Source organism: Arcobacter roscoffensis, assembly GCF_024267655.1.
In the GTDB taxonomy this organism is placed as follows: domain Bacteria; phylum Campylobacterota; class Campylobacteria; order Campylobacterales; family Arcobacteraceae; genus Arcobacter_B; species Arcobacter_B roscoffensis.
The window spans coordinates 3,134,964-3,154,193 of sequence record NZ_CP100595.1 but is presented as its reverse complement, the minus strand read 5'-3'; the positions used below and the strand labels follow the sequence as shown (position 1 = coordinate 3,154,193).

Genomic DNA, 19,230 nt, shown 5'->3' with positions numbered 1-19,230 from the left:
ATATCATTAACTCTTTATTTTATAAATAGTAGCTATTATAACGAATTTTTGATAAAAGTTATTCACATGTTAAAAATAAGCAAAAATTAAAGTGAATAAAATGATGAATAAATGTTGTTCACATAGTGAATAAGTAGTGAATAACTAATGTTTATTAAGTGAATATTCAGGTAAAAAATACCATTATACCGTGCTTGAAAGCATGTGAATAAAAATAAGAGAAAAAAAGAGTAAATTACGTGAAAATATTAGGAATTGACCCAGGTACAAGAAACTGTGGATATGCAATTATTGAAAAAAATGGTAGAAATTTAAAGCTTATTGAAGCAGGACTTATAAAAATTAAAACAAAAATATTACAAGAGCAAATTGTAGAAATGACTGAGGGCTTTGATTTGATATTTGAGAGGCATACAATTGATGAGGTATCAATCGAAGATATGTTCTACGCTTTTAACCCTAAAACCGTAATCAAACTAGCTCAATTTAGAGGAGCAATCTCACTTAAAGTCTTACAAGTATTTGGAAATTTTGCTGAGTATACTCCCCTTCAAGTAAAACAAGCTGTAACAGGAAATGGAAAAGCAGATAAGACTCAAGTTGCTTTTATGGTAAAAAGATTGCTAGGAATTAAGAAAGAAATAAAACCTTTAGATATTACAGATGCAATAGCAATTGCTTTAACCCATGCTCAAAGAATAAGATAATTGGTAAAAAATATTTAACTTATATTATAAATACTTTTTATTTGTTATACTTTCGCCTTAATTATAAGTAGGAATAGTAAAATGAAAAGAATAGGTATACTTGCCTCATACAATGGAAGTGGTTTTCAAACAATACAAAAAGCAATAGAAGATAAGATTTTAGAAGCAAAAGTAGTTGTAGTTATTTCAAATAACTCAAATGCAAATGTTTTAGAAACAGCAGAGTCTTTAGATATACCAAATTTTGTAATAAATGATAAAAGGTATCCTAATCAAGATTGTGATGATAAAATAGCTAGATTGCTTTTAGAATTTGATTGTGACTATGTTTTTTGTTCTGGCTATATGAAAATGATAGGACCTAAACTTATCAATGCTTTTGAAAATAAGATAATTAATACTCATCCTGCACTTTTACCTTCAAAATATGGTGGAAAAGGTATGTATGGAAGATATGTGCATGAAGCTATTATTAAAAATGGTGAAGAGAAATCAGGGGTTACTATTCATTATGTAAATGAAAAATATGATGATGGAAAGATTATTCTTACAAAAGAGCTTGTATTAGATGACAATGAAACAGTTGATTCATTAGAAAATAGAATCAAAGATTTAGAATCTACGGCTATTGTAGATACATTTAAAAAGCTTTTATAAAACTAATCAAGGAGTTTGTTTAAAACTTTAGCAAACTCTTCTTATTCTTTAGGTATCTTTCCACAAAAGATATTTTTTAAAGGATTATTTATGAGTGCATGGATATATTTAATATTAGCAGGATTATTAGAGATTGGTTTTGCTTCTATGTTAAAACTAACAGAAAACTTTACAAAATTACTACCAACAGTTATATTTTTGATATTTGCCACAGGGAGTTTCTATTTTCTTACAAAAGCAGTACAAACAATTCCTATAGGAACTGCATATGCAATTTGGACAGGTATAGGGGCCTTTGGTACTATTGTTATTGGAATTTTATTTTATAATGAACCAGCAGGGGTTTTAAGATTGTTTTTCTTGTTTACTTTAGTTAGTTCTATAGTGGGATTAAAATTAGTATCTTCTTAAATTTTAACTATTAGCCAAAAGGCTAATAGAACTATTTAAATACTGCGTCTAACTCTTCAGTTGTAGTAATGTATTTTACGTTTGTAACTTTTCCATTCTCTACAGAATAAACAGTAATTTTATCTTCTTTTGTTGAAAATGATTTAGCTTGTTCTTCATTAACTAAAAGGATTGAAAATGGGTATTTTTTCATTTTAGGTAAGGCAATAAACTTTGAAATTAAACTTGGCATACCAGAAATATCTGCTATATAATGTGCTTTGTTAGTTTCTAAAAAGTTTGTATCTTTAGTTAATAGATATTCTCTAATAATAACACTTGTACCTCTACTTTCTGCAACTATAATAGTTTTAGCATCTGCAGAAATCTTGTGCATTTTTTCAAATTGATCTTTTATTTCAAATGTTGGTGTTGAGTCTCCAATATTTAATGCGTTTGCGAATGTTGCAATAAGTAAAGCAGCAACAAATAAAATTTTCTTCATTTTTTCTCCTAAATTTAAATTGCGAAATTTTACCTATAAAAAGTAAATGAAAGGTTAAGATAAAAACTAATCTATTTAGATAAGGTTGGAAGTTGCCAGTTTTTGTAGTAAGCAAGTAGTCTTAAAGCAACGCCAAATACAAAAACTATGATTAATGTATATATATTTTTTAAATCTATTAAATATAAACCATAAGTTATAAGCCCAACTATAATAGCAACTGTTGCATAAAACTCTGAGACCAAAATAGATGGTACCCTATTAATTAAAATATCTCTAATCGTACCACCACCAACAGCTGTAATAAAGGCTAAAATCAATACCCCAAGAAAATTAAAATCATTTTCAATAGCAACCAATGAACCCGTAATAGCAAAGGATACAAGCCCTATAGCATCAGATACAATGAAAGCAGTTTTACCTTCTAGATCATCTATTTTATGAAGTTTTAATACAAGTGAAATTAAAACAGTGGCTACCACTAAGGTTACCGGTAATACATCGGTAAATACATATGGTGTTTTATTTGCTAGTACATCTCTTGTCATTCCTCCACCAAGTGCAGTTAAAAATGCTGATATAAAAACACCTAAAATATCTAGTTTATAATGTACTGCAATTAAAAACCCCGATAGGGCAAAACAAATTACACCAATAATATCTGCTAATTGCAGTGCTGTCATATATAAACCTTTGTGATTTTTGATGATGAGATTATACTACAGCCTTTTTAAAAGATGGATAAACCTGTCTTATCTGTAAAAAGTTCTAATGCTTTTGTTCCTGCATATGAGTTTCCAAATTTATTTAATCTTGGAGAATAAACACAAATAGCCATTTTCTTAGGAACAATAGCTACAATTCCTCCTCCAACACCACTTTTACCAGGAAGACCAACTCTGTAGGCAAAATCACCTGAAGCATCATAATGTCCGCAAGTTAACATTAAAGAGTTTATTCTTTTTGCTTTGCTTTCATTTATAAGCTGTTCATTTGTTATAGGATTTACTCCATGGTTTGCTAGAAATAGCATAGATTTTGCTAGTTGAGTTGTACTCATATCAATAGAACATTGTTTAAAATATGTTTGCATTACACTATCTGTAAAGTTTTTTATATTTTTAAAACTCTTCATCATATTAATAAGTGCTAGATTTCTATGTCCATGTTTTAGTTCTGATTTAAATACTTCTTTATTATATGTAATGCTATGGTCATTTGTTGCATCTTGTATAAAATGAAGTATATAATCAAATGTATTCTCTTTATATAAAGATATTAAAGAATCTGTTGTTACTATTGCTCCTGCATTTATGAAAGGGTTTCTAGGAACACCATTTTCATACTCTAGTTGAACTAAAGAGTTAAAAGGATCACCTGATGGTTCATGTCCTACTCTTTTATATAGCTCTTTACTATAATTTTGTAAGGCTAAAGCAAAGGTAAATACTTTTGAGATACTTTGAATAGAAAAAGGCTTTTTGTGTGAGCCTATATGATATTCATTTAAATCTACATCAATAATACTCATAGCAAAATCATTTTTCTTTACTTTTTGTAAAGCTGGAATATAGTTTGCAACTTCACCTTTTTTTAGGTGAGGTTTAATTTCTTCTTTAATCTCTTCTAAAACTTCTTGATAATTCATATATAACCTTTATATACTAAAAATAAATTTGAGTATTGTACCAAAGACTGGGAAGATAAAAAGTGTATATGTCATCAATTTGTAATTGTTAAGACAATGTATCTATAGTTTAAGCAAGTTTTTAGTATAATCGCGAAAACATATCAGGAAAATTTTAGCTAAACTTAAAACTTCCTTTAAAATTATTATAAAGAGAATAAATGAGAGACATTAGAAATATTGCAGTTATTGCGCACGTTGACCATGGTAAAACAACACTTGTTGATGAATTATTAAAACAATCAGGAACTTTTTCTTCGCACCAAGAAGTAGATGAAAGAGTTATGGATAGTAATGATATTGAAAAAGAAAGAGGAATTACAATTCTTTCTAAGAATACTGCTATTGATTACGAAGGTGTAAGAATTAATATCATCGACACTCCGGGCCATGCTGACTTTGGTGGAGAAGTTGAGAGGGTTCTTAAGATGGTTGACTCAGTATTATTACTAGTTGATGCGCAAGAAGGTACTATGCCTCAAACAAAATTTGTTGTAAAAAAAGCATTACAATTAGGTCATAGACCAATTGTTGTTATTAACAAAATTGATAAACCAGGTGGAGATCCAGATAGAGTTGTTGATGAAGTATTCGACCTATTTGACCAAATGGGTGCTAATGAAGAACAATTAGAATTCCCTGTTATTTACGCAGCAGCTAGAGATGGTTATGCAATGACTGCTTTAGAAGACCCAAAAGAGAACTTAACACCATTATTTGAGACTATTTTAGCAGAAGTTCCAAAGCCAAAAGGTGATGATGAAAATGGTCTTCAACTTCAAGTATTCACACTTGATTATGACAACTTCATTGGAAAAATTGGTATTGCTAGAATTTTCAACGGTACTATTTCTATGGGTGAGACTGTAACTTTAGTTAAAGCTGACGGTGAAAAAGTTAAAGGTAGAGTAACAAAACTTATTGGATTTAAAGGTGTTGATAGATTTGACATTGATAAAGCTGGTACTGGTGATATTGTTGCTGTTGCAGGTTTTGAAACTATTGATGTTGGTGATTCACTTTGTGATCCAGCAAACCCAATGCCACTTGATCCTATGCATATTGAAGAGCCAACACTATCTGTAACATTTGCAGTAAATGATTCTCCATTAGCAGGAACTGAAGGTAAGTTTGTAACATCAAATAAAATTGATGAAAGATTAAGTGCTGAGATGAACACTAATATTGCTATGAATTATGAGCAAACTGGTGAGGGTAAATTTAAAGTTAACGGAAGAGGTGAACTTCAAATTTGTATCTTAGCTGAAAATATGAGAAGAGAAGGTTTTGAGTTCTCTATTGGTAGACCAGAAGTAATTACAAAAGAAGAAAATGGTGTAACTATGGAGCCATTTGAGCACTTAGTAATTGATACTCCAGATGAGTTCTCAGGTGCAATTATTGAGAAACTTGGAAAAAGAAAAGCTAATATGACAAACATGGTACCAATGGGTGCTGGTTATACAAGATTAGAGTTTGAAATTCCTGCAAGAGGTTTAATTGGTATTAGAACTGAGTTCTTAACTGAAACAAAAGGTGAGGGTGTTATGAACCATTCATTCTTAGAGTTTAGACCACATTCAGGTACTGTTGAATCTAGAAAACATGGAGCATTAGTTTCTATGGAAAATGGTGAAGCTGTTGGTTATTCTATCTTTAACTTACAAGATAGAGGAGTTATGTATATTGCACCTCAAGATAAAGTTTATAATGGAATGGTAATCGGACAACATGCAAAATCTAATGATTTAGATGTTAACCCAGTAAAAGCTAAACAACAGTCAAACGTAAGATCTTCAGGTGCAGATGAGTCTATTAAACTTGTTCCACCAAAAGTGATGTCTTTAGAGAATGCTTTAGAGTGGATTGAAGAAGATGAGCTAGTTGAAGTTACTCCTTTAAGTGTTAGAGTAAGAAAAAGAGACCTTGATCCAAACGTAAGAAAAAGATCAGCAAAGAAAGCAAAATTCGCTGAATAAGATTTAACTAAACAATCTTATTAAGGGGAAGAGCTTTTGCTCTTCCCCTTTTTTTATGCAAAAAATTAAATAAAAGGAATAGATTTCATGTCTGATGATATGTGGCTTAGGATTTTAAACAATTTAAAAATAAATTTATATTAATAGGAGATTTTTTTCTCCTATTAAAAGGAGAAAAAATGAAAAACAATATTAATACAAATAAAAAAGATTATATAATTTTAATAACAATATATTTTTTAACAATTACTACTAGTTTTTTAGCTATTACAAACTAATTGTTAAAAGAGATTTTAAATTTAGCACCTGTGTACTCAATATCATTATGTACATATGTGCTATTAGATGCTATGATTTTGGCATCATGATGGTCTGTGATAATTTGATAAGTCATAGATAAACCAATACCTGTACCTATATTCTTATGTTTTGTTGTAAAATAAGGCTCAAAGATTTTATTCAAAATATCTTTTTTTATACCCCCACCATTATCTACAATTATTAAGTCTAAACCAGTAGGCGTTTCTTGAGTTTCAATAAAAATAAGCTTTTTCTCATGCTTTTTAATGTGTTCATTCATAGCATCTTTCGAGTTGTTTATTATATTTATAAGCCCTTGAATTAATTGATTTTCAAAAGCAGGTATTTCCATATCTTCCTTAATATTTAAAACCAGTTCAATTTCATTACTACTTAGGGTTGATTTAATTATATTTATTGTTTTATTTACAAGCTGAGATATTTTTACAATATCTTTTTGCTCTTTATTTCGTATAAAATCTCTAAAGTCTTCAATTGTATTTGATAAATACTTAGCTTGTTTAGTAATATTTTCCATACTTTTGTATAAATCTTCTTTATCTAGTTTATTTACTTCACTTTTTAAAATAGTAGCACTTGATATTGAAGTAATAACACTTAAAGGCTGTCTCCATTGATGAGCGATATTACCTATCATTTCTCCCATTGAAGCTAGTTTTGATTGGGATTCCATTACTTTATTTTGAGAAATATCTCTCGAAATTCCTAAGTATCCATAAATCTCATTATTTTTATTTTTTAAAGCTGTAACATTTAAACTTACAGGAATGTGTTTTCCATCTTTAGTTTTATAAGTCCATTCTAGCTCATTATGTCTTAGCGCTGATTTTGCAATAAAGATATTAAAGTTGGGTTCTATTTTCTCTCTTAATTTTTTACTAAACTCTTCTGCCATCATGTTAAGTTCATCTTCTAAATGGAAAATCAGAGGTGTTTGTTTGTCTATAAGTTCTTCTTGCGTATAACCTGTAGTTTTTTCTACTTCTTTATTTACTTGTTTTATAATACCTTTTTTATCAGTTCTTGTTATCATATATCCTGAATTATCGAAAATTGTTGTTTGTAACTCTAGTGCTTCATATAATCTGTTTTCGCTATTTTTTTCATTTGTAACATCATAGAACCATCCAATAACTGCATTTTCATTATCAAAATCAATATTCATATAAGAAGCTAATGCCCAAACTCTTTTATTATCTATATTTAGTTCAATAAGTTTATTGTAAATTGTTTCATTGTTTTTTAACTTTTCTAATATTTCGTTATACTCTTTTTTATTTTCATAATAGTTTTTTGGTTTTCTAAAATCATTATCTTTTTTTATTAGTTTTTTGTATGCATGATTAGCAAAAACCACGTCTTCACTATTATCTTTAGCTATTCTTACTGCAATTGGACTATTTTGAAGAAGATATTCTAGTTTATTTTGTTCATTTTTTAAAACATCTGTAGATTTTTTGATTGTATTTATCATTTTATTTATACTACTAGATAAATTATCAATTTCGATAAAGGTATTATCTTCAAGAAGTTTTGTTGGAATACCATTTTTATCAACTACACTTACTGTTTTTGTAATGTCAGCGATAGGTTTTAAAATAAAGGCTTTAATTGTTAAAAATAGAAATAAAATCAGAAATAGTGAAAGAATAAAAGTATTCTTTATATTCTCTATAATGATCTCTTTTAACTCTTTATTCATTTTTTCATCTGTAATATAAATACTAATAGTTCCTATTTCAGTACCAAAAGATGAAACAATTTTATATGTATCAGAATAAAAAGCACCTTGAAGTTCTTGGTTATGTTTTAGATTTGTGGGGTCATAATCTATAATTTTACCATTTTGTTTGATTTTACCACTAGATAAAAACTCTTCACCTAAGATTTTTCCCATATTATAGTCATTTATTATAATTGCAAAAATATCTTTTCTACTTAGTTCATTATAAATTAGGTTATTATACTCATTAATAGCATATGCTGAAATAAGATTTTTAATATTATCTTTGATTGATAAAATAGTGGTTTTAGAGTCATTTTTCATGTTATGAATTATCTTATCTTTTGTAGACATATAGCTATAAGTAGAGTTAATACTCATAGTTAAAACAACAGTTGAAATAATAGTTATAGCTAATGCAAAATATAAAGATAATTTAAATTTTTTCATTAATTTTCTATTCCTAAAACATTTAGATTTATTTCATTTTTTTTCTGTTTTATATTTGCTGTTGATACGTTTAATATGGGGATTTGTATGTTTTTTACTATACTTTGATTATTTAGATATTTATGCATAGAAATAGCTGCTTGTTGTCCCATAAGATAGGGTTGTTGCATCCCTGAGGCAAGTATAGTATTTTTCTTTATTAATTCAATAAATTCAGGCTCTGCATCAAAAGCAATAAGTAATATTTCTTTTTCCTTATTTGAATCTTTAAGGGCTTTAATTGCACCTTTATATATATTTGAAGTTTGTAACCAAATAGCACCAAGTTCAGGGAATCTGTTTATTAACTCCTTTGTATATGTATAGGTCTCTTCATCACTCCAAGTAATTAACTGCTTTATATCAGCACCTTTTATATTTGCTTGATTTAAAGCTTCCATAAAACCTGCTGTTCTTTGCTGTCCATTAAGTCTTTTTTGAGGTATGGCAATAATTCCTACTTTTTTATTATCAATACCTTTTTTTTTCATTTCTTTTGCTAAAGTCTTTCCGATATTATACGCACCAAGTTTATTATTTGAAGAAATATATGATACATAGTTATCATTATCACTTCCTACATCTGCAATAACTACAGGTATGTTAGCTTTTTTTGCAAGCTTTAAAATAGTTACGCAAGCAGAAGAAGTCGTAGGTGAAACAACAATACCATCAACTTCACTTTTTATAGCACTAATAGTATGCATTAGTTCCATTTTGGCACTATTTTGAGAGTCATATACTTTAAAGTCATAAGCATGCTTTTTTGTAATATTATTAATACCTTTTGACATAATACTCCAAAAAGGAATTTTCATATCAGCAGTAATATATACAATTTTTTTAGTTTCAGTTGCTTGTAGTAGAGAGTTATTAAAAATAATGAAAAATAATAAAATTTTGAAATGCTTCATTTTAGCCCTAAAGTTATTTTCTTAGTTACACATTGTACATTTATTTCATTTCATATTTTATTAAGAATGCTAACTAAAAAGAGAAGATCTCTTTTTAGTTGAATTTTTTATTATCAGTGTTTTTTATAATTTCTAAGGCTATATCATTTGTTTTTGAAGCAATATCTTTTGCATTTGTAGCTACTTTTGCATTTTCTTGAGTTAATTGATCTATTTTTGTAATAGCTTCATTAATTTGTGAGATTGTTCTACTTTGCTCTTGTGTTGAATCAGTTACAGATGAGATGATTTCACTAGTGCTTTCTATTTTTTCATTAAGTTTACTAAAGCCTTCAATCATTTTTTCAGAACTATTTTTACCTTCACCTGCTTTTAAATTTGCTTTTTCAACTAGCTCTTTTATATCCTTTGCAGCTTCTGCACTTCTTCCTGCAAGGTTTCTTACTTCTTGTGCAACTACTGCAAAGCCTTTCCCTGCTTCACCTGCTGTTGCAGCTTCTACAGCAGCGTTTAGTGAAAGAATATTTGTTTGGAAGGCAATTTGGTCAATAATTGTAATAGCTTCATTTATCTCTTGTGTAGCACTATTTATTTCTTCCATGGATTTTTGTGTTTGACTTGCAAGGTTTTTACCTTCATTTGCATAAGTTAAGGTCTCTTTTGATAGCTCTTGCATCGTAATAGCTTGAGATGAGATTTCTCTAATTGATGCTGTTGTTTCCTCTACAGAAGCTGCTGTTTCTTCAATTGATGCAGCTTGAGATAAAGCAGAACTATTTAGATGTTCTACATTTGAAGAAAGCTCTTTAGAGTTTTGACTTAAGGTATCACCATTGTTTTTATTTTCTCTTAACATCGAAGTAATAGCTTCACCAAGGGCATTTATACCATCAATTAGCTTTTTAGTCTCCCCATGAATATCTTTATTTTCAATCTTTGATAAATAGTTATAGTTTGTATACTTATTTAACTCATCTAAGATATTATTCATTAGGGCTTCTTGATTTAAAAGCATTTTATTTATTGTTTTTGCAAAAGTTCTAATTTGAGGGTTTGCAGGCATTGACATAACTTGGTTATGGTAACTTCCTTGTTCTAGTTTATTTAAAACTAAAATAGCTTCACCAACACATTTCATATCTTGCTCTAGTTCTTCTTCTAAGACTTCTAAGTTTTTATTGATAAATTGAGCAATTTCACCTAACTCACCTTTTGATCTAACATCAATATGCTCAAAGGTATTTCTTTTTCTATTCATAAAGTCAAAGAATACTTCAATCCCATGTCTTATTTTCATAATTGATTCAATCATAGTTCTTGTATTATATGAAGCAATTAAAAGAGTTAGAACAATAACAATTACTAAAAACGTTGTTAATAAAATAAACTTATTTAAAGCTTCTTCTTTTTTTGTGATAGTATCATTTATTACCATTTCAGATAAATAGTCATCAGTTTTTTTAAGAAGATTAATTTTTTTAGTTATTGTTTTGAACCAATGTGTAGCATCTATACTAAAATCACCTTGCCCATTGTTATTTGTAATAATTAATTTTCTTAATCTATTTACTTCTTCTACTGCTTCTCCTTGAATAGAACTATTTTTAAAACTTACTGCTTCTTTTATTGCTAAAGTTTCAAATGTAGACATATGTGCGTCTTGTTGGGCTATAAGAGTAATAAATTTTGCTTGAAGTCCAGGAAGAAGTTTGTTCGCTCCAAATATAGCAGACCCTACAGCTCTTTCAATACCAGCTCTCTCTTTTGATTCCAAGAAAGAGTAATAAGCCATAGTTTCAAGTGTGATTTTATTATCAAGGGATTGTTTTGCAGTTAATGTAATATACTTTAAAAACATAGAGTTTAGGTTTGTATAGTACCCTAAGGCATTTTTTAAACTAATGTTGAAGCCATCAACTTGACTTCTGATATTATTAACTTTCCCAATTTCATTTAAAACTTTTTTTAATCTATTTGAATTTTCTTCATTCAAAATAGTATATAAATTATTTGATGATATAAAGCTATTTAGTTCATTTAATTTTTTATTTGTAAGCTCTCTTTGATTAGCAAGAATATTTTTAAATTTATCCCCTTTACTTCCAATAAAGCCAGCAGTTGCACCTCTTTCTTTTTGTGTTTCATGTACTAAGTGAGAAATACTTGCATTTAAATTCATAAGAACTTCTAGTTTATCATAGTTTTTATATTTATTAAAACCTTGAAAAAGTAAAATAGATGATACTACTAAAATGGCAAGCATTGGAATTATTATAGAGACTAATAACTTTTTTTTGATTGGTAAGTTTTTTAAGAAGTTCATTACTTTTTCCTTATTTCATTGTTTTGTATAGCTCTATAGCTTTTTCTATTTCATCCCTTGAAGCTACTTTTCTACATGACATGTAACCTTTTGAACCATCACTTGATTCAAGTGGATAAACAGTTGCATAAACCCAATAGTAATTTCCAAGTTTTGTTTTGTTTTTTACAAAACCTTTCCAAATTTTACCACTTTGTACAGTTTCCCATAGATCGGCAAAGGCTGCTTTTGGCATATCTGGATGTCTTAAAATATTGTGTGGTTTACCTATTAGTTCATCAAGTGTAAACTCACTAATCTCGCAAAACTCATCATTTGCGTACTTTATAAAGCCTTTTTCATCTGTCTCTGAAACAATAAATGAGTTGCTATCTAAAAGTATTTCTTTACCACTCATAATAATTCCTTTTTATAAATTGTTATATTATATACCAATTATTATTAATAAGTAAAAGTATACATGTTTACTTTTTAATTTAAGATAATTTTATATGAGTAATTTCTGAACTAGCTCCAAGTCTCATAGGTGGACCCCAAAAGCCTGTACCTTTGTTTACATAAACTTGGGTAGTTTCATTGTGTTTATTAAGACCTCTTACATAAGGCTGTTGTAGTTTAACTAAATAGTTAAAAGGAAAGATTTGACCTCCATGGGTATGTCCACAAAGAGCTAAGTCTATATCTTTGGTATCTATATCATTTAGGTATCTTGGTTGATGAGCTAAAAGTATAGTAGGAGAATTTTGTTTTTTCTCTAATGCTTTATCAAGATTAGGAATAAAGTGTCCATATTTATGACCAAAAACATCATAAACACCAGCTAGGTTGAAACCTTTGTTTTCATCTCCTATATAAACTGACTCATTTTCAAGTACTTTTATACCTAAGGAATTTACATAGTTTATGATAGTGTACACATCATGGAAGTATTCATGATTTCCCACTATAAAATAAGTTCCATATTTTGAATTTAGTTTTGATAGTTCTTCTAAAGCAGGTTTTGCAAACTCCAGTTTCGTATCAACCAAATCACCTGTGATTACAATAGTATCAGGCTTTAAAGAATTTACTCTTCTTACAAGGTTTGCTATAAACTCTTTATCAATAAGACCTCCAATATGTATATCACTTAGTTGTACTATTTCATATGATTTCTTAAGTTTTTTGATTTTTATATCTATAGTTTCAAGTTCAATAGTTTTGGCATTTTGCATTGCTTTTGCATTTGTTCCAACTACAAGTGAAACAGCCCCAATATCTAAGGATTTTTTAAAAAAAGCTCTTCTATTTTCTTTAAAAGGAGTTTTTTTAACACCAAATGAGATGATTTCGTGAATAATTGTTATGATAAATGTAAGGAAAATCACCCCAATAGGTAAAGATAATAAGAAATATAGCCAGTTAGGGAAAACTGGGTTGTATCTAGCAACTGGGTACATACATACCCCAAAAAATGTAATATATAAAAATGTGCTAAGATACTTTTTGGTCTTATCTTTAAACTCAAGTTTATCAATAAGACGTTTTTTTATTATATATGTTTGAAAAGCAAATACTGATAAAAAAACAGTTATAAATATTATAAAACTCATGGAAGATTATATATAGTAAAAATTAATAGATATTTAACAAAAAATAAAATTTATATTAAATAAGAAAATTTATCCTAAAGAAATAAAGAAACCTTAAAAATAGGTTCTTTATTTACTTTGTTTTGAAATACAATTAACTAAATTTAGTATTTCATCTTCAGTTTGTGTATAGTGTATTGAGATTCTAAGCCAGCCTGGTTTATTTGAGATATTTGCATCATCAATACCTAGTAAGTCATGTCCATAAGGTCCTGCACATGAGCATCCTGCTCTTGTTTGGAAACCATCAGTAGCAGAGATTTTTGCACATAGCTCATAAGGGTCAATATTATTTATATTGAAAGATACAATACCTATATTGTCCTCTTCTTGATTTCCATAAATTTCACAATTTGGAAGTTTATTTAACTCATTTATAAATAGTGTTTTTAGTTTTGTTTTTTGTTCATTTATAAACTCAAAACCTACTTCATTTCTTAGTTGATAAGCTAATGAAGCTCTAATAAACTGTAAAATTCCAGGTGTTCCAGCATCTTCTCTTAACTCGATACTTTTTTGATAAACTTGGCTTTCTTTATTTACATACTCAACAGTCCCACCTGCAGCGAAAGTAGGGGATAGTTTAGTATCAATTAAAGACTTTCTAACTATTAAAAGTCCACATGAACCAGGACCTCCTAGAAGTTTATGTGGTGACATAAACATAGCATCATAAAGTTCACATGGTACATTCATGTATGGCGAGCTTGCAGCTGCATCAAAACATACTAAAGCATTATACTTTCTAAGAAGCTTTGAAATTTTTTTGAAAGGGGTAATGATCCCAGTTACATTTGAAGCAATACAAAAAGAACCAATAATTTCTCTTCCTTCATTTTTCTTCAAAATCTTCTTTAAGTGTTTCATGTCGATTAAACCTTCATCATCAAGTTTAACCCTTTTTATTTCACATAATGCTTCTCTAAATGATACTTCATTTGAGTGATGTTCATAAGGTCCAACTATAACTAAAGGTAATTTTGATTTATCTACTTTTATTTTGTATCTCTTTTTAGTTGCAGGAGGAATATAAAGTCCAAGCAGTTCTTGTAAATGCTTAATCGCAGCAGTAGTTCCACAGCCACTTGGAAGTATTGCAAACTCTTCATTTACATCAAGACTTTTAGCTAAGTTAGTTCTTGCTTGTTCATAATAGTAAGTTGTTGCTTTTGCATTAGTTGATTCCATAGAGTGCGTATTTGCGTAAGTTTCTAAAACATCTCTTATTCTATTTTCAATAGGTCTAAAAGCAAGTCCTGATGCTGTATAGTCAAAATACTCACTTTTACTTTTTCCAATAGTGTTGTATTTTAAAAAGTCTAATTTTTTTGTATTTTCGTTAAAAAAAGGTTTAAATATATCTCGTGTCATTTTTGCTCATTAAATTAGTTAGGATTATTAGTTTTATAATTTTAAGTTATTTTATATAAGAGTTTGCTTGTACTTTGTATAAGAGCGTTTATATAGCTCTTATACGAAAGGATTAAATTCTATTGCTTCTAGATCTTTTGCAAAATCTTGGGCTTTATTTGTTGGTGCATCTAAAACTATAACATTTGCTTTATGTGTAAGTTTTACTTTTGTTGCTTTATATTTTTCAAGTAAGTTTATAAGTTCTTGAATCTTTTGTGAACCAATATCTAAAGTTTTTAGTTTACATCCAATATAACTTTGGTTATCAATCTTGCTTTCATTGATTCCAAGTCTAGGTGCTTTTCCTTCTACGAACTCTTCATCAATATCAAAATCTTTTATTCTAAATGTTACAGTTGAATCTAAAATATCAAAGAATTTACTAAATCCCCAAGACCCAACTAGATATTGAAAAGTACTATCTTCAATATCATCTCTTATTCCAAAATCTTTATAGATTTTAGCAATAGCTCTTGCTGTTGGAACAATTTGAGAAGAAGTAATAAATCCTAAATGCTCACCTATAACTCTTACAGAGTAAACGATTTTACCCTTTTCATTTTTTGTTGCATTGAAGCTAACATCAGGAGTATATGTCAAAGCACAGCCTTGAGCATAACCACTTACAGCAATTGTTAGTTCATTTGGTAAATTAGAGAAACTTTTATTGCCTATAAATGTTTCATTTAATTTATCAGCTATTTTACTAACATCTGCAATTTGTGTTTTATCTATTCCATTTACAGGACAAGTAATGATATTTTTTACATTATGTCCAGCTTCAAAGATAGTTTTTAATCCCACATTTTGTAAAAGATTAAAAACCTCTGGCAAATTATGCATTTTCAGCCATTTAAACTCTACTTTTTGATGAGTGTTAAAAAATAGGCTATCTTTTGCAAATTTTGTGGATATAGTTTGTAAAGTTTTTAATTGTTCTAGGTTTAATTCTCCTAAAGGAAGAGGAACTCTTAAAGAAAAATGATCTTGAGTATCCTCTTGTTTGTGAATACCATACCATTTAAATCTTACTAAATCCTCTTCACTGGCTTTTTCACCTAAAACAGCATAGATATAGATGTCACTTATAACATCTAATCCATCCTTATTTTTTTTGATTTGTTCTATATCCATAGCTAGGTTCCTTGACATTAGATAGCCTTACAGTTCCATTCTGGGTAGTTTCTTCTAATGAATTCATTTAATTCTTTTTCTGCTTGAGTATACTCTTTAGTCTCTTCTTCTAAATGAGCAAAACCTTCAACAGAAGATACAATCATACCAGCACCAACTGTAGCATTAGTGTACTTATCAATAATAATGAAACTTCCAGTATATCTATTTTCATGATATGGGTCAACTGCAATTTCTCTATCAAGTGAAATAGTACATTTTGCAATGTCATTTAACTCTAATTTATCGGCTTCTACTTCTTCAAAAGTATTGATGTTCTTTTTAAACTCAATTGAATTAACAGCACCGTTTAATACAGAAGTTGCTCTTTTGATTACATAGTTTTGATTTAAAGTTAATGGCTTTTCATCCATCCATACAATCATCGCTGATAAGTGATTTGATACTTTTGGAATATCACTTGACTTTACAATCATATCACCTCTTGAAATATCTATTTCATCTTCAAGTGTAATTGTTGTAGCCATTGGAGCAAATGCAGTTTGAATAGTTTCAACTTCTTCATCTTTTCCAATAGGTCTTAAATCTTTAATATCATTTGATACAATAGATTTAACTTTAGATGTTTTTCTTGAAGGTAATACAGTAATTTCATCTCCAACGCTAATTGAACCACTTGCAATTGTTCCAGAGAAACCTCTAAAGTTTAAGTGAGGTCTTACAACATATTGAACTGGTAATCTAAATGAATCAGACTCTTTTTTATTAATAGGAGTATTATCTAGTAGCTCCATTAACGGCTTACCTGTATACCAAGGTGCTTTATCTGAGTTAGTTAAGATATTATCTCCATCTAATGCAGAAATTGGAATAAACTGAATATTTAAATCTTCATTATGTGGAAGATATTCAATAATTTCTTGATAACCTTTTTTAATATCTTCAAATACTTCTTCACTAAAATCAACTAAGTCCATCTTATTAATAGCAACGATTAGGTTTTTAATTCCTAATTGTGATGCAATATAAGAGTGTCTTTTAGTTTGAGTTAAAATACCTTGTCTTGCATCAACTAAGATAATTGCTAAATCAGCTGTTGAAGCTCCTGTTGCCATGTTTCTTGTGTATTGTTCATGACCTGGAGTATCTGCAATAATAAACTTTCTCTTATCTGTTGAGAAGAATCTATAAGCAACATCAATAGTAATACCTTGTTCTCTCTCAGATGCTAAACCATCAACTAAAAGTGCTAAGTCAATCTTCTCACCAGTTGTTCCAACTTTTTTACTATCTTTTTCTATACTTGCTAATTGATCTTCAAAAATCATTTTTGAATCATATAATAGTCTTCCAATTAAAGTTGATTTACCGTCATCAACTGAACCACAAGTAATAAATCTTAAAATCTCTTTGTTTTCATGCTCTTTTAAATATGCTTCAATATTCTTTGAAATTAAATCTGATTGATGTGCCATCTTAAAAATACCCTTCTTGTTTCTTTTTTTCCATTGATGCGTCACCATCACTATCTATTAGTCTACCTTGTCTCTCAGATGTAGTACAAGTTAACATCTCTTGAATAATCTCTGGTAAAGTAGAAGCTTCACTCTCAACTGCTCCTGTTAAAGGATAACAACCAAGTGTTCTAAATCTAACTTTCTCTTTTTTAGCTGTTTTTCTAAGCTCTTCAGGAACTCTATCATCATCTACCATGATTTTTGTACCCATGTACTCTACAACTTCTCTTTCTTTTGAGAAGTATAAATCAGGAATATCAATATTTTCTAAATAGATATATTGCCAAATATCAAGTTCTGTCCAGTTTGATAATGGGAATACTCTAATAGACTCACCTTGTGTGTGTTTACCATTGTAGATATTCCATAATTCTGGTCTTTGGTTCTTTGGATCCCATCTATGGTTTTTATCTCTAAAAGAGTAGATTCTCTCTTTCGCTCTTGATTTTTCTTCATCTCTTCTAGCCCCACCAAATACAGCGTCAAACTTTTGGATATTTAAAGCGTTTTTTAAACCTTCTGTTTTCATAACTTCTGTATGTAGTGAACTTCCATGTTCAAATGGAGAAATATCCATCTCTAAACCTTTAGGGTTTGAGTAAACAATTAATTCCATTCCAACTTCTTTAGCACGTCTGTCTCTAAATTCAATCATTTCTTTGAATTTCCATTTTGTATCCACGTGCATTAAAGGTAATGGAGGAGGTGCTGGGTAAAATGCTTTTTGTAAAATATGTAGCATTACAGAAGAGTCTTTTCCTACTGAATAAAGCATGCCAGGGTTAGAAAACTCTGCTACAACTTCTTTCATAATATGCATAGACTCAGCTTCAAGCTGTTTTAAATGTGTTAATCTTTCATTACTAATTTCCATTTTATTCCTTTATTTCTTGTGTAAACCACACTCTTTGTGTTCTGGGTTCTCCCACCACCATCTTCCGGCTCTTATGTCTTCACCTTCTTTTACGGCTCTTGTACATGGTGCGCATCCAATACTTGGGAAGCCTTGGTCATGTAACTTGTTGTATGGAACTCTATTTTCTTTGATGTAGTTCCATACATCTTCTTCATTCCAGTTGATAATAGGATTTACTTTAATAACTTCAAAAGCTTCATCCCATTCAATTACTGGCATATCAGTTCTTGTTACACTTTGAGCTGCTCTAAGTCCTGTAATCCAAACATCTAAATCTTTTAGTGCTCTTTTTAAAGGCTCAATTTTTCTAATTCCACAACAGTTTTTTCTTTTCTCAATACTTTCAAAATGTCCATTTACACCTTGGTCTTGGTATAATTCTTGAACTTTTTGGCTATCTGGAAAAAATACATCAATTTTAATATTGTATTTTAAGTTTGTTGCATCCATCACATCGTAAGTTTCTGGGTGTAGTCTTCCTGTATCAAGTGTGAAAATTCTGGCTTCTTTGTCTTGTTTTAACATTATGTCTGTTACAGCTTGATCTTCCGCTGCTAAACTAGAACTTAGAGCAACTTTACCTTTATAGTTTTCTAAAAAGAAAGCTATTACTTCTTGTGTTGATTTATTTTCTAAATCTTTATTTAATCTATTTACTATTTCTTTACTCATAAATACCTTACCTAAATTTGATAATCATTTTCTGCTGGTTTAACTCTTCCTAAATTTATCTTATTCCATGCTCTTTCATGGAAGTAGTATAAAATCATCTTTGTAACAAGTTCGATTGAACCAATTGAGGCAGCCATACCTAAACTTCCTGTAATAAAATAAGAGATGATGATTGTGTCAAGAGTTCCTAGAGTTCTCCAAGATATAGTCTTTACGATAGATCTATAAGGTTTTTCATGCATATTTATTTTC

General features: G+C 29.2%; 18 protein-coding genes. 4 read left to right on the top strand and 14 right to left on the bottom strand.

Features of this window, described 5'->3' with window-relative positions:
• The first annotated feature begins 239 nt into the window (after nt 1-239).
• From ruvC to NJU99_RS14875, 3 genes are all read left to right on the top strand, one after another.
• Nucleotides 240-707 (top strand): crossover junction endodeoxyribonuclease RuvC, encoded by a 468-nt coding sequence (gene ruvC, locus NJU99_RS14885; RefSeq protein ID WP_254576688.1) that lies wholly within the window; start codon nt 240-242, stop codon nt 705-707.
• Between the two features lie 81 nt (nt 708-788).
• Nucleotides 789-1,364 (top strand): phosphoribosylglycinamide formyltransferase, encoded by a 576-nt coding sequence (gene purN, locus NJU99_RS14880; RefSeq protein WP_254576687.1) that lies wholly within the window; start codon nt 789-791, stop codon nt 1,362-1,364.
• A gap of 90 nt (nt 1,365-1,454) precedes the next feature.
• Nucleotides 1,455-1,775 carry a DMT family transporter gene (locus tag NJU99_RS14875; protein WP_254576686.1) on the top strand — a complete coding sequence of 107 codons (321 nt, stop codon included), beginning with the start codon at nt 1,455-1,457 and terminating at the stop codon, nt 1,773-1,775.
• A 31-nt stretch (nt 1,776-1,806) separates the two neighbouring features.
• On the opposite strand, the gene NJU99_RS14870 is transcribed toward NJU99_RS14875, so the two are convergent.
• From NJU99_RS14870 to NJU99_RS14860, 3 genes are all read right to left on the bottom strand, one after another.
• Complete coding sequence (locus NJU99_RS14870) at nt 1,807-2,259, bottom strand: hypothetical protein (protein WP_254576685.1); 453 nt, start codon at nt 2,257-2,259, stop codon at nt 1,807-1,809.
• Nucleotides 2,260-2,330: 71 nt separating this feature from the next.
• Nucleotides 2,331-2,942, bottom strand: coding sequence for a trimeric intracellular cation channel family protein (locus tag NJU99_RS14865; protein ID WP_254576684.1), 612 nt, complete (start codon nt 2,940-2,942; stop codon nt 2,331-2,333).
• Nucleotides 2,943-2,989: 47 nt separating this feature from the next.
• Nucleotides 2,990-3,907 (bottom strand): glutaminase, encoded by a 918-nt coding sequence (locus NJU99_RS14860; protein ID WP_254576683.1) that lies wholly within the window; start codon nt 3,905-3,907, stop codon nt 2,990-2,992.
• Nucleotides 3,908-4,107: 200 nt separating this feature from the next.
• On the opposite strand from NJU99_RS14860, the gene typA reads away from it, so the two are divergent.
• A complete protein-coding gene (typA, locus tag NJU99_RS14855) occupies nt 4,108-5,925 on the top strand; it encodes a translational GTPase TypA (protein ID WP_254576682.1) in 1,818 nt (605 codons plus the stop codon).
• Between the two features lie 274 nt (nt 5,926-6,199).
• Here typA and NJU99_RS14850 read toward each other — a convergent pair whose 3' ends face one another.
• The 11 genes from NJU99_RS14850 to NJU99_RS14800 form a co-directional block, all read right to left on the bottom strand.
• Nucleotides 6,200-8,419: a PAS domain-containing sensor histidine kinase gene (locus tag NJU99_RS14850; protein WP_254576681.1), complete on the bottom strand. Its 2,220-nt coding sequence runs from the start codon at nt 8,417-8,419 to the stop codon at nt 6,200-6,202.
• A complete protein-coding gene (locus tag NJU99_RS14845; protein ID WP_254576680.1) occupies nt 8,419-9,372 on the bottom strand; it encodes a substrate-binding domain-containing protein in 954 nt (317 codons plus the stop codon). The genes NJU99_RS14850 and NJU99_RS14845 overlap by 1 nt, the downstream gene beginning before the upstream one ends.
• Nucleotides 9,373-9,466: 94 nt before the next feature.
• Complete coding sequence (locus tag NJU99_RS14840; RefSeq protein ID WP_254576679.1) at nt 9,467-11,695, bottom strand: methyl-accepting chemotaxis protein; 2,229 nt, start codon at nt 11,693-11,695, stop codon at nt 9,467-9,469.
• Between the two features lie 10 nt (nt 11,696-11,705).
• A complete protein-coding gene (locus NJU99_RS14835) occupies nt 11,706-12,092 on the bottom strand; it encodes a PAS domain-containing protein (RefSeq protein WP_254576678.1) in 387 nt (128 codons plus the stop codon).
• Nucleotides 12,093-12,171: 79 nt separating this feature from the next.
• Nucleotides 12,172-13,134, bottom strand: coding sequence for a metallophosphoesterase (locus NJU99_RS14830; RefSeq protein ID WP_346731812.1), 963 nt, complete (start codon nt 13,132-13,134; stop codon nt 12,172-12,174).
• A gap of 261 nt (nt 13,135-13,395) precedes the next feature.
• Nucleotides 13,396-14,697, bottom strand: coding sequence for an aminotransferase class V-fold PLP-dependent enzyme (locus NJU99_RS14825; protein WP_254576676.1), 1,302 nt, complete (start codon nt 14,695-14,697; stop codon nt 13,396-13,398).
• A gap of 99 nt (nt 14,698-14,796) precedes the next feature.
• Nucleotides 14,797-15,891: a sulfite reductase gene (locus NJU99_RS14820; RefSeq protein WP_254576675.1), complete on the bottom strand. Its 1,095-nt coding sequence runs from the start codon at nt 15,889-15,891 to the stop codon at nt 14,797-14,799.
• On the bottom strand, nt 15,891-17,348 hold the full coding sequence (gene cysN / locus NJU99_RS14815) for a sulfate adenylyltransferase subunit CysN (RefSeq protein ID WP_254576674.1): 1,458 nt from the start codon (nt 17,346-17,348) through the stop codon (nt 15,891-15,893). Before cysN ends, NJU99_RS14820 begins: the two co-directional genes overlap by 1 nt.
• A 1-nt stretch (nt 17,349) precedes the next feature.
• Nucleotides 17,350-18,264: a sulfate adenylyltransferase subunit CysD gene (cysD, locus tag NJU99_RS14810; protein ID WP_254576673.1), complete on the bottom strand. Its 915-nt coding sequence runs from the start codon at nt 18,262-18,264 to the stop codon at nt 17,350-17,352.
• Nucleotides 18,265-18,273: 9 nt separating this feature from the next.
• Nucleotides 18,274-18,978: a phosphoadenylyl-sulfate reductase gene (locus NJU99_RS14805; protein ID WP_254576672.1), complete on the bottom strand. Its 705-nt coding sequence runs from the start codon at nt 18,976-18,978 to the stop codon at nt 18,274-18,276.
• Between the two features lie 11 nt (nt 18,979-18,989).
• Nucleotides 18,990-19,220 (bottom strand): DUF2061 domain-containing protein, encoded by a 231-nt coding sequence (locus NJU99_RS14800; protein ID WP_254576671.1) that lies wholly within the window; start codon nt 19,218-19,220, stop codon nt 18,990-18,992.
• Nucleotides 19,221-19,230 lie beyond the last annotated feature (10 nt).